The 11,528-nt window shown below is 69.1% G+C and carries 9 protein-coding genes; 3 read left to right on the plus strand and 6 right to left on the minus strand.

Annotation, left to right across the window (positions count from 1 at the left end):
* The first annotated feature begins 32 nt into the window (after positions 1–32).
* Positions 33–542: a DUF2199 domain-containing protein gene (locus RPX00_RS31915; RefSeq protein WP_406630932.1), complete on the plus strand. Its 510-nt coding sequence runs from the start codon at positions 33–35 to the stop codon at positions 540–542.
* 1 nt (position 543) lies between these two features.
* On the opposite strand, the gene RPX00_RS31920 is transcribed toward RPX00_RS31915, so the two are convergent.
* Positions 544–1,947, minus strand: coding sequence for an amino acid permease (locus RPX00_RS31920; RefSeq protein ID WP_406630933.1), 1,404 nt, complete (start codon positions 1,945–1,947; stop codon positions 544–546).
* A gap of 278 nt (positions 1,948–2,225) precedes the next feature.
* Here RPX00_RS31920 and RPX00_RS31925 point away from each other — a divergent pair, with 278 nt between their 5' ends.
* On the plus strand, positions 2,226–3,404 hold the full coding sequence (locus RPX00_RS31925) for a Shedu anti-phage system protein SduA domain-containing protein (RefSeq protein ID WP_406630934.1): 1,179 nt from the start codon (positions 2,226–2,228) through the stop codon (positions 3,402–3,404).
* Positions 3,405–3,754: 350 nt separating this feature from the next.
* Here RPX00_RS31925 and RPX00_RS31930 read toward each other — a convergent pair whose 3' ends face one another.
* Positions 3,755–4,621, minus strand: a complete 867-nt coding sequence (locus RPX00_RS31930) for a LysR family transcriptional regulator (protein ID WP_406630935.1) — start codon at positions 4,619–4,621, stop codon at positions 3,755–3,757.
* A 106-nt stretch (positions 4,622–4,727) separates the two neighbouring features.
* On the opposite strand from RPX00_RS31930, the gene RPX00_RS31935 reads away from it, so the two are divergent.
* Complete coding sequence (locus RPX00_RS31935) at positions 4,728–5,723, plus strand: amidohydrolase family protein (RefSeq protein ID WP_406630936.1); 996 nt, start codon at positions 4,728–4,730, stop codon at positions 5,721–5,723.
* Positions 5,724–5,732: 9 nt separating this feature from the next.
* Here RPX00_RS31935 and RPX00_RS31940 read toward each other — a convergent pair whose 3' ends face one another.
* The 4 genes from RPX00_RS31940 to RPX00_RS31955 all read right to left on the minus strand — a co-directional run bounded on the left by RPX00_RS31940 (position 5,733) and on the right by RPX00_RS31955 (position 11,331).
* Entirely contained in the window at positions 5,733–7,973 is a 2,241-nt protein-coding gene (locus RPX00_RS31940; RefSeq protein WP_406630937.1) for a serine/threonine-protein kinase, read from the minus strand.
* Positions 7,974–8,054: 81 nt separating this feature from the next.
* On the minus strand, positions 8,055–9,062 hold the full coding sequence (locus RPX00_RS31945; protein WP_406630938.1) for an ArsR/SmtB family transcription factor: 1,008 nt from the start codon (positions 9,060–9,062) through the stop codon (positions 8,055–8,057).
* 8 nt (positions 9,063–9,070) lie between these two features.
* A complete protein-coding gene (locus tag RPX00_RS31950; protein ID WP_406630939.1) occupies positions 9,071–10,462 on the minus strand; it encodes an FAD-dependent monooxygenase in 1,392 nt (463 codons plus the stop codon).
* A gap of 98 nt (positions 10,463–10,560) precedes the next feature.
* Positions 10,561–11,331, minus strand: coding sequence for a hypothetical protein (locus tag RPX00_RS31955; RefSeq protein ID WP_406630940.1), 771 nt, complete (start codon positions 11,329–11,331; stop codon positions 10,561–10,563).
* Positions 11,332–11,528 lie beyond the last annotated feature (197 nt).

Consider the following 11,528-nt stretch of genomic DNA (forward strand, 5'->3'; position numbering starts at 1 on the left):
CGCGCCCCGGTTCCTCCATTATCCTCTCGATCATGACGACTGACCTGGGGTTCGACTGTTCCTGCTGCGGCAGACGCCACGACGAACTTCCGCTCGCCTACGGCGCGCCCGCCCCCGCGTACTGGCACGACGGCTTGGCCGGCCAGCCCGGCTTCGTCCTCGGCGAAGAACAGTGCGTGCTCGGCGGGGAGCATTTCTTCGTCCGGGGCCGCCTCGTGCTGCCGATGCCGGACGGCGAGGACTTCGAGTGGGGCGTCTGGGTTTCGCTCAGCGAAGCCAATTTCACCCGCGTCACCGAGCTGTGGGACGACCCCGCGCGGGTCGACGAACCGCCGTACTTCGGCTGGCTGTCGACCGAACTGCCCGGCTACGAGCCGACCACGATCAACCTGAAGACCAACCTGCACAGCCAGCCGGTCGGCGTCCGGCCGCTCGTGGAACTGGAGCCGACCGACCATCCGCTCGCGCTCGAGCAGCGGAACGGCATCGACCGAGCCCGGGTGCAGGAGATCGCCGAACTGCTCCTGCACCCGGGGCGGTAGCTCAGCGGTTCTTCCGCAGGCTCCGCCGCACCAGCGGCCAGAACGCGGCGATCACGGCCAGCGACACGATGCTCGTCCACACCTGGGTGCGGGCGGAGTCGTCGGTGAGCAGCATGACCACGACGATCGCCACGACGCCGGCGACGGTCAGGATGCCGAGCCACGGGTGCAGCCACATCTTGAGCTTGAGCCCGGCGCGCTCCTCCGGCGTCATCTTCTGCCGCATCCGCATCTGGGTGAACGCGATGAACGAGTACACGAACAGCGCGACCAGCCCGGCGGAGTTCATGATGAAGTCGAAGATGCCCGAGTCCGGCGCGACGAAGTTGACCAGTACCGCGATGTACCCGCCGATCGTGCAGGCCACCACCGCGACGGCCGGGACGCCTGCCTTGTTCTTCTTCGCCACCACGCGCGGGGCGAGCCGCTTCTCGGCGAGCGCGGAGAACATCCGGCCCGCCGAGTAGAGCCCGGAGTTGAGCACCGAACACGCCGCGGTGAGCACGACCGCGTTCATCACCAGACCGGCCCCGGGCAGCCCGAACAGCGTGAAGGCGTGGGCGAACGGCCCCTCCTGTTTGGGATTGGGCAGCTGGTTCCACGGGACGATGGTGACGATCAGCAGCACGCCGCCGACGAAGAACAGCAGGATCCGCCAGATCACCGTGACGACGGCCTTCCGCACGCCCTTGGCCGGGTCCTCGGATTCGGCCGCCGCCATCACCGCGATCTCGGTGCCGAAGTAGGAGAAGATCACGATCGCGACGCCGCTGAGGATCGGCCACCAGCCGTTCGGCGCGAACCCGCCGTGCTGCCAGAGGTTCGGGACCGAGAAGCTCGCCTTCGGCCAGAGCCCGAACGCGAACAGCGTGCCGACCGCGAGGAACACGACGATCGCGGCGACCTTGATGCTCGCCAGCCAGTACTCGACCTCGCCGAACGACCGCGCCGACACCAGGTTCGTCGCGGTGAAGAACAGCAGCAGCACCACGGAAAACACCCACTGCGGCACCGCCGGGAACCAGCCGCCGAGCACCGAACCGCCGACGACCGCCTCGAACGCGATGACGCCGATCCAGTAGTACCAGTACAGCCAGCCGACGAGATAGCCCGCCCATTCGCCGAGCCCGACCCGCGCGTACTCCATGAACGAGCCGATCGCCGGGCGCGCGGCGGCCATCTCGCCGAGCATCCGCATCGCGAGGAAGACAAGCAGCCCGCCGATCAGGTAGGACAGCACGGCGGCGGGCCCGACCGCGCGCACGACGTTGCCCGAACCGACGAAGAGGCTGGCCCCGATGATCCCGCCGAGCGCGATCATCGTGATGTGCCGGGAACGGAGCTTCTTGGCCTTGCTCGCCTGGCCGGCGGTCGCTTCGCCCTGTTCGGTGGTCCGATCAGCCATTGACCGAGGTTCCTCTCGTCCGTGCCGTCCCGCTGCCCCCGGCCGACAACGATGTCGGAAACGGCCGCGGGGCTGGGCTTCGCGGGTGCGGCCGCCGGGTCCGTCGAGGCTAGGTGTGTGAAGGGGCGGATGCCGGGCGGGGGAGTTGTCGATCATCCGAATGGAGCAGCGGCGCGCGCCGGTTTTGTGTGGGCTGATGTCGGATAAATCCGTTCTTGTCAAGTTTGGGCCACGCATACGATGAACCGGATCGGCTCGATACTCCTGCGGGGGAACCCATGCACATCAGGTCGGACTCGACGCTCAAGTCTTTGATGCTCACGCTTCACGAGCACGCGAACGGCGACGAGGTCGCGCAGCCGATGATGGACGTGCTTGAACACCTGGGCCCGAGGAGCCCGTACAAAGGAGGACGGCAGCTCCTTGAACTCTTGGAGTTCGCCCGCCGGACAGCTCAGGAGCACGACGACGAGCACACCGTGCGAGGGTTGGCCGACGCTCTCGGCTATGCGACCGGCACGGTGCTTGAGCAGGACCTGGAGGGCAGGTACCAGCTCTACGAGGGGACGGGCCAAGACGATGTGCGGATGCTTGAACTGACCGTCAGCGCGAGTAAAGGGATGGCGGCGCGGGAGATCGCCGGATACCTGGAGGAAAACCCGGGAGCTTCGGGCGAAGATGTCAAGAACTACTTCGCTCAGCACGGGAGCAGGGCGTTGCGCTTCGCTCGGGCGAGGCGCGCGGGTCACTACGGCGCTTACCGGATCCGCTCAGACGCTGCTGCCTGGATTATCGACGTCCTAGCTGATCGAGTCGACTACGTCCGCCCTTTCGATCCCGAGAGCAACTCGCTCGAAGGACTGGCTGAACTGCCCGGCGTAGCGGAACTTCTGGCAGCAGCTCAGGTCACGCGGCGTCGAACTGAGCTTGCGGAGATCACCAGGGTTGTCGAAAGCCGCTACAGCTCTGAAGAACACATCCGGAGAGCACTGTCGAACTCATGGTGGATCTTCGGCGGCAAGTATGTCGGCGAACTGGCGCGGCGACGGCTGATGCTCGGCATGGAGGCGGACATCCCGCTGCTCCGGCCGGACGGGGTCCTGCACGTCGTGGAACTCAAGAAGGCGAACGTCGAGATTGTCAAACGCTATCGGAACAGGTGGATTCCCACCTCGGCTGTGCACGACGCCGTGATGCAGGCCGCGAATTACCTGCGGGAACTCGACGAAGGGCGCAGCGAGGTAGCGGAGGCGTTCGGGGTGGAGACCAGGCGAGCGTCCTCGACCGTAGTGATTGGGCATCCGCTGTTCCAGCCCGGCGCTGACGCGCGGCGGATCGGGGAAGCGCTGCGCACCTATGCCAGCCATCTCAGCAGGATCGATGTCGTGACCTATGCCGAGCTTCTAAGCAGCGCTGAACGATCACTGGACTTCGGAGACGCCGCCAGCGGATCGTGAGCTGAGTTCCGGGAGGTATTGATAAGACCGTGCGAAGGACGGTTCGTCGGGGAGGTGGTGGTGCAGGCGCGGAAGACGGTTGCTCTCGGCGAAGAGCTTGTCGCAGGGCATGTCCGGGTGGCGCTGCATTCGGCTGGGTAAGGCCTCCCGGCTGGAAAGCGTCCACCGTGGTGTTCGCCGGTGTGGCGAGTTCGGCCTTGTGCTCGCGTGGACAGGCCCAGTGCGGCGAGACCCGTCGAACCGGTTCCCGGAAACCTCGCTCGTGATGGAACAGCGGTGCAGCCGGATGTGCGGGCAACTCGCCGGGCAGGGGCAGCCGAGGCTTCTGTCGGATCGTCCAGGCTTCCAGTTCAACCGCAGGCTCGGATGAACGCCGCCACGGCCGGTGCCGGTTCGTCGCTTCGGTGCAGCACATGGAACTCGGTGGAGGGCCCGGGTTCGGCCAGCGGCCGGTACACCACCTCCGGGACCGCGGCCCGGTCCACGCCCGATGGGACGACGGCGATTCCGACCTTCGCGGCGACCAGCGCGAGGACGCTCAGGGTGCTGTCGGCGCGGAACCGGCCTGGCGGGAGTGTGACGTGGCGGGGCACTCCGTGCGGTGCGAGGTCGCCGTCGCCGACCATGTATTCGATCAGTTCCTCGCCGTCGATCTGGTCGGCGGTCAGGGTTTCGTGCCCGGTGAGGCGGTGCCCGGCGGGAAGCGCGACCAGGAAGGACACCGAACCGGCCCGGATGGACGACAGGCGCGGTTCGCCGGGCGGAGCGGCGAGTGCGCTGAAGCCGACGTCCAGTTCGCCGGCGAGGACCGCGGCGTGTTGCGTCAGCGGGCCCGCTTCCCGCAATTCGATTCCGACGCGCGGCCGTGCCTGGTGGAAATCGCGGATCAGGCCGGTGAGGAGGCCGCCGAACACCGCGGCACCCGCCACGCCGATCCGGACGGTTCCGGTCTCCCCGCGCAGTGCCGACCGCGCGGTGTCCCGTGCCCGTTCGGCCTGGGCGAGCGTCTGCCGGGCTTCGGCGAGGAACGCGGCGCCCGCCGGGGTGAGCCGGGGCTGGCGGCCGGCGCGGTCGAACAGCGGTCCGCCGAGTTCGTGTTCCAGGTCGCGGATCTGCATGCTCAGCGTGGGCTGGACGACGTGCAGCCGACGCGCGGCCGCGCTGAACCCGCCCTCCTCGGCCACCGCGACGAAATAGCGCAGATGCCGCAGTTCCATCTCCAGCTCCTATCAGCGGTACTGATCGATGAATCAGAAACAAGTGTTTGAGCTTATCGCTCGCCGGGGCGATCGTGGAGGAAGGACGACGGAACAAGGAGCAGCGATGCGGATTGTCACGCTCGAAGAACACTGGACCGACCCGGCGGTGAACGCCGCGAGCATGCCGCGGCTGCTCGAGCACGTGCCCGGCTACGCGGCCGCGTTCGACCCGGACACCGGGATGCCCTACCCGCGGCACCCGGAGCTGCTGGCGGACCTCGGCGCCGCCCGGATCGCCGACATGGACCGCAACGGCATCACCACGCAGGTCCTCTCGCTGGTCAACACGTTCCTGCCGGCGGACGTCGCCCCGGAGCTGACCGCCGCGGCCAACGGCGCCATGGCCGAGGCGGTCGCGGCGTTTCCCGGCCGGTTCGCCGCGTTCGCCGCTCTGCCCACGGCCGTGCCTGAAGCCGCCGCCGACGAATTGCGCCGGTGCGTCGGCGAACTGGGCTTCGTCGGCACGATGATCATGGGACGCACCGACGACGAGTTCCTGGACCGGCCGCGGTTCGACCCGATCCTGCGCGCCGCGAACGAGCTGTCCGTGCCGATCTACCTGCATCCGGCCCCGCCGCCGGTGGCGGTCAGCGAAGCCAGTTACGCGGGCGGGCTGTCGCCCGCGGTGTCGGCGGCCCTCCGGCTGCCCGCGTGGGGCTGGCATCAGGAGACCGCCGTGCATTTCCTGCACCTGGTGCTGACCGGAGTGTTCGACCGCTATCCGGACCTGCAGTTCGTCCTCGGCCACTGGGGCGAGTTCATCCCGTTCTACCTCGACCGGCTCGACGACGCCCTGCCGAAGCGGATGACCGGGCTCGACCGGACCTTCCGCGAGTACTTCCGGGACAACGTGTTCATCACCCCGAGCGGCATGTTCAGCCAAGCCCAGCTGCGGTATTGCGCGGACACCGTCGGCGCCGGCCGGATCATCCATTCCGTGGACTTCCCGATGCTCGGCAACGAGGGCACCGTGTCCTTCCTGACCGAATCGCATCTTTCCGCGGAGGACCAGGAAAAAATCGCGCACGGCAATGCCGACGCTTTGCTCGGCCTCGGCTGATTCCCGGCGTCAGTGCGGCTGGGTGAGATCTCCCGGCCGGAAAGCGTCCACTGTGGTGCTCACCGGAGTGTCGAGTTCGGCCTTGTGCTCGCGCGGGTAAACCCAGCGCAACGAGGCGGTCGACCCGGTTCCCGGGTAGCCGCGCTCGTAGAAGATCTTTCCGTCGCTTTGATAGCCGGAAATCGAGTAATGGTCGCCTTCGTCCTTGCGATACGTCACCCGTCCGCCCGCTGATTCGGCTTCGGCGGCTGCGTCGGCCAGGGCTGCCGCGGTGGTTCGGCCGCCCGAATTGGTGCCCCATACGGTCAGGGTCGCGCCGAGTTCCGGGTTGGTGAACGTCATTCCGTCGCCGTTTTCCGGGCTGTACGGGGCCGCGGCGTAGCCCTGGGGCACGCGGGTGGTGAAGCCGAACCGGGGGTTGGTGTAGGTGGTGCCAACCGCCGAGGACGACGGGGGAGCCGGTGACGAGGAAGGTGCGGTGGTGCCGAGCATTGCCAGGAACTTCGGTTGCAGCAGATCGCTGATCTCCGCGTACGGCACGGTCGCGGTTTCTTTTCCGGACGCGTTGTCGCAACCCAGTTCGTACCAAAGGATTTCGAACTCGACGCCGGTTTTGGTGAAGCCCATCGCCGCGCCGGGAACGTGCTCGCGGGCGGGGTCCCGTTCCGCCGCGTCGATGGTGGTCTTCGGGCCTGGTTCGCCGACTGAGACCACCCGGCAGAAACCGTACTTGGTGTGCGGTTCGATGCGGGCGGTCAGCGTGCGCATTCCGGCGGCGGTCAGGATTTCTGGGCGGAACATGTCCTTGGGGCCCAGCTGATTGCCGGTGGCGAGGTCGACGGTGACGGTTTCCGGGAAACGCCACGTCGTATGCGACAGCACATTCGAATCGAGATCGTGGTCGTAGCGGACGGAAAGCAGGCTCGGCGTTTGCAGCAGGATCTGCGCGGTCGTCCGCGCGGTGGGCGTTTCTCCGGCAGCGGCGAACTGTTGCTGCCAGTCCGGATTGGCGACGGCGTCGCGGATGGCCTTCAGCCGTTTGTCGATCGGGGCGCGCAGAGCGTCATTAATGCGTTTCCGGACGGCCGGAACGCCGCCGGACGCCTGCGGGTACTGGAGATTGTAGGCGACCGGATGGGCTTGGTCGCGTCCGGAATCGGTTTGCATCGCGACGGTGAGCGGGGTCGGGGCCGGTGGATCGTCGTGGCGGTTGAAGACGAGGATTCCGCCGGTGACCAGCGCGCCGACGACCACCAGCACGGCGATCACCTTGCCGACGATCACCGTGGTCGCGCCGGCTCCGGTGCCCGCGGCGGGCACCCCGGCGGCGGCCGCGCCGGCGCCGATCGGTGCGGCGGCGGTGCCGGCGGTGGTCAGCAGGGCCAGCGGGGTGAGCGCGGTCAGCGCGGCGGCGGAGGCGGCCAGGCGCTTCCAGCCGCGTTTCTCCCAGTCCTTTCCGTAGGCCTTGCGGGCGATCGTTTCCAGTTCGGTCACGAAGGCGTCGGCTGTGGACGGTCGCCACGCCGGGTTCTTCGCCATCCCGCGCGCGATCAGCGGACGCAGTTCCTCGGGCACGGCCTCCAGCGGCACGGGCGCCATCTGGTGCAGCGAGCGCAGTTCGTTCGTGGTCGCGCCCTCGAACGGCTGGTGCCCGGTGATGCACTGATAGAACACACACGTGGCGGCGTAGACGTCGGTGGCGGGCTGGCCGGGCTGCCCGGCCCACTGCTCGGGAGCCATGTAGGACGGGGAACCGGCGGTCAGTCCGTTGTGTCCGTCCAAAGTGGCCAGTCCGAAGTCGACCAGCTTGGACTGGCCTTCCCGGGACACGAGGACGTTTCCCGGCTTGTAGTCCCGGTGGACGACTCCGGCCGCGTGCGCGTCGGCGAGGCCGAGCAGCGAACCCTTGAGGATGGCCAGCGCGGATTCGGGCGCGAGAACGTTTTCCGTGGCCAGCAGCGCGCGCAGGGACACGCCGGGCACGGCTTCCATCACCAGCGCGGCACCCTGCGGAGTTTCGACGAAGTCGAACAATCGCACGACATGCGGGCTCCGGACGCCGGACAGCAGCCACGCCTCCCGGCGGAAGCTCGCCGCGATGTCCGGGTCGGCGAGGTACTCGGCGAGCAGGTACTTGATGGCCACCATGCGGCCGGATTCCTGGTGCTTGGCCAGCACCACGCGCCCGAAACCGCCGACGCCGAGCACGTCGACCTCGGTGTACCCGGGCACCTGCCAGGTGTCGCTCATCCCCGCCGCTTCCCCTCTCCGCGAGGCCGGTCGCGGTCGGCGAGATCGTACTCCGGAACTGTGGCATCCGGAGTGGAGTTGTCACATTTGTGCTCCGGTCGAGGGAACGGAGCCGTCCGGGCCGGTCAGCAGGCGCAGTCCCTGTTCGGTGGTGCGGTAGAGGACGGCGCGGCCGGATCGGCGGCCGGTCACCAGTCCGCTGTCCCGCAGGACCCGGAGGTGCTGGGACACCGCGCTCGGCGACACGCGCAGGGCCTGGGCGAGGCTGGTCGTCGTGGCGGGGGAGCGCAGGGTCTCCAGCAGTTCGGCGCGGCGTCGGCCCAGCAAGCGGACCGCGTGCGCGGCGGGGGAACGGCGTCCGGCTGTCCACAATGCACCGCTGCCGCGGGCCGGGTAGCGGATCGTGGTCTGGGTGGTGGTGTGCAGTTTGATCATGACCCACGGCGGGCCGAGCACGACGGGCGACAGCACCAGCCCGCCGGCGGGGCGGCCGGGCGAGGGGCGGTGGTCGCCGTCGAGGGTGAGCCGTCCGTCGCGCCAGTTCAGTTCGGCGTGCAGGCCGGAGAACAGCCGGCTCGCGCCGCCGTCGGCCCATCGCCGGGCGCGGTAGGCGATGTCGGCGTCGAGCACGGCGCGCAGCCGGGCCCAGTGCGGCGCGATCAGCCGGTCGTGCGCCTGGCGCAGTTCGGCGGCGACGGCGCGGAGCCCGGACGCGGGGTCGGCCGCGAGCGCCCGGGCCGGGGCGGGCAGGTCTTCGCCGAAGACTCCGCGCAGGCTGCGCCGGACCTGGCTCGCGGTGGTCCGGCGCATCGCGTCCAGCGCCTCGTCGATCGTGCTCGCCGCCCGCGCCGGGGCGGGCAGCAGGAACTGGGGCCAGCTGGTCCGGCCGGTGACGAGCAGCGGCCACGTCCAGGACAGGTCCAGCGGACGGGCGGCGAGTTCGGCCTCGGCCCAGCGCGCCCAAGGCGTGCGGCCCGGGCCCCAGCAGCCGCCCAGCGTTTGCAGCCCGGAGACGGTTTCGGACAGCGGCGAAACGGCGAACCTGGTGTCGGCCAGGTCGCCGGTGCTCAGTTCCAGGGTCAGCGCCACGTTCGCGATTATCGGGGTTCGCCGAACCAGCGGGCGAGATGGCGTTCGAGGTCCCGCTGGTCTTCGCCGATCCAGGCGACGTATCCGTCCGGTCGCAGCAGGACAGCCGGATGCTCCAGCGCCACAGTGGAATCCGCGATCAGGTCGACCCGGTCCGTCCAGCCTTCGGAGCTCAGCTGTCCGGTCCGGTCGAGCACCAGTCCGCGGCCCTGACGCAGCCGGTCGAAGAGGCGGCCCTGCTCCAGGTCGAGGTCGGGCAGGCGGCTGCCCAGCAGGGCGGGCCCTTCGCCGAGGTCGTAGCGGAGGTCGATCGCGGTGATTTTCCCGATCAGGCGGCGGTTCACCTCGTCGATGTCCATCAGTTCGGCGAGCAGCTTCCGGACGGCGGACGTCAGCTCCACCTGCGCGCGAGTGTTGTCGAGGACGTCCGCGGCGACTGGGCGGCGTTCGGTCTCGTAAGTGTCCAGCAGGGAATCCGGAGCCCAGCCACGGATCTGCGCGGCCAGCTTCCAGCCGAGGTTGAACGCGTCCTGCACGCCGAGGTTGAGCCCCTGGCCGCCGGTGGGCGGGTGGATGTGCGCGGCGTCGCCGGCCAGCAGCACGCGGCCGACCCGGTACTGCTCGGCCAACCGCGTCGCGTCGCCGAAGCGGGACAGCCAGCGCGGGGAGTGCACACCGAAATCGGTTCCGGCGATGGCGCGCAGCCGGTCCTTGAAGTCCTCGAGCACGGGCGGCTCAGCGCTGACCCCCGCCGCCGGGACCACGACGCGGTAGCTGCCTTCGCCGACCGGGCTGAGCATGAACCGTTTGTCCGTCTCGCGAATCTTCGCGACCTTGGCGGCGATTTCTTCCTGCGACGCACCGACCGCCATCTCGCCCATCAACGTCTCGTTCCGCGACGGCTCGCCGGGGAAGCCGACGCCGAGCAGTTTGCGCACCGTGCTGCGCGCGCCATCGCAGCCGACGAGGTACTGCGCGCGCAGCCGCTCGCCGTCGGTCAGCTCGACGGTCACGCCGCTGTCGTCTTGCTCGAACCCGGCTAACGCGCGGCCGTGCCGGACTTCCGCGCCCAGTTCGGTCGCGTGGTCCTCCAGCAGGCCGACGACGACTGGCTGCGGGATGCCCAGCAGATAAGCCGAATCGAGGCCCGCGGGCGCGGGTTTGGCGATCCCGGCGAAGACACCGCCGACCGGACGCCGCCGTCCGCGTTCGAGGACGCGCTCGGCCAGCCCGCGCATCGCGAGCAGCTCGAGAGTCCGGATATGCAGACTGACGATGCGCGCGAGCGGAATGGGCTCGGTTTCCCTCTCCAGCACCAGGACCCGCACGCCGTGCAGCCTCAGCTCGGCGGCGAGCACCGCGCCGGCGGGGCCGCATCCGGCGATGATCACGTCGGTCATGAACCACCTGTTCTCGGGTCGGACAACGGCGGGTCAGTGTGCGGCGCCTTGGATCTTGCGGCAAGCGATATCCGCACGCCTTCATTGCTCGGTGCCCGCTAGGGAGCGGACAGAGCGGCTTCGGCGCTGCACGGAAGCTCCATCCGCTGATCCCGGGCGCTGAGCGACCACACTCGCACCTTGCCGCCGACCCGGTGGCCCAGCATGCAGTCCGTGGTCCCGGCGCCTGTCCGGGCGAACAGGGCCACGCCGACGTCGGATCCGTGGACCTGGACGAAGACCTCCGGCGGGATTCCGGCCAGGTGGGTCTGGGGATCCACTGGGGGCGCGGGCATCCCGGAGGTCAGCGCCGCGCGGACCTCGGGCGGGCCGACTGTGGCTGGCAGGTGCTTGAGGACGGCCTCGAGCGCCGGGGCGAACCCGGGCGGGATGTCCCGCCTCGGCAACGGCGGTGGGGTGATCGCGGCGGCGTTCGCCGGGCAGGTGATCCGCGAGGGTCCCGACGACGTCCCGTAGTAGTCGAACTCGACGCGGTAGCAGGCGTCGAAGGTCTCCGCGCCGAGGTTCCAGCCCGTGTTCGGCGCCTCGTGATGGATCCGCCAGACCAGCCGGGCCATCGGATCCCGGGGGCCGTCGTGGGGCAGATCCGTGGCCTCCAGGACGCCGAAGCCGTTGCTGTGCCCCAGCGGCGTGGCGAGTGCGGCGCGGGCGAATCCGGCAGCGTCCGCTTGGCGCGGATAGCTGATCGCGTCGGCGAGTGTGGCTGACTGCCGGTCTGTCTCGGCGTCGCCCGCGTCCGAGGTTGCGAACCAGAAGGATGCGACCAAGGCCGCGCAGCCGAGCAGCACGATACCGTGCGAAACCTTCACCGTGTCGAGGTTATCGGCGTCTGATCGCCGGTGGTCGCGTTTCCAGGATCGTCGACGGCAATACCTGGCCTCCGAGCCGGAGGCTTCCGGCTGGCGGCAGCAGTTGGCCAGTCGCCACCCCGACTGGCCAACGGAAGCGTTCAGTTGCGCCTCGCTCTTTGTAGCTCCATGCTACATGGTGGCGAACACATGTTCGA

The sequence above is a fragment of the Amycolatopsis sp. WGS_07 genome (assembly GCF_045278895.1).
In the GTDB taxonomy this organism is placed as follows: domain Bacteria; phylum Actinomycetota; class Actinomycetes; order Mycobacteriales; family Pseudonocardiaceae; genus Amycolatopsis.

Bases quoted from the DNA above. Each gene is read 5' to 3' on its own strand.
- RPX00_RS31915 (WP_406630932.1), top strand. From the start codon at position 33: ATGACGACTGACCTGGGGTTCGACTGTTCCTGCTGCGGCAGACGCCAC.
- RPX00_RS31920 (WP_406630933.1), bottom strand. From the start codon at position 1,947: ATGGCTGATCGGACCACCGAACAGGGCGAAGCGACCGCCGGCCAGGCG.
- RPX00_RS31925 (WP_406630934.1), top strand. From the start codon at position 2,226: ATGCACATCAGGTCGGACTCGACGCTCAAGTCTTTGATGCTCACGCTT.
- RPX00_RS31930 (WP_406630935.1), bottom strand. From the start codon at position 4,621: ATGGAACTGCGGCATCTGCGCTATTTCGTCGCGGTGGCCGAGGAGGGC.
- RPX00_RS31935 (WP_406630936.1), top strand. From the start codon at position 4,728: ATGCGGATTGTCACGCTCGAAGAACACTGGACCGACCCGGCGGTGAAC.
- RPX00_RS31940 (WP_406630937.1), bottom strand. From the start codon at position 7,973: ATGAGCGACACCTGGCAGGTGCCCGGGTACACCGAGGTCGACGTGCTC.
- RPX00_RS31950 (WP_406630939.1), bottom strand. From the start codon at position 10,462: ATGACCGACGTGATCATCGCCGGATGCGGCCCCGCCGGCGCGGTGCTC.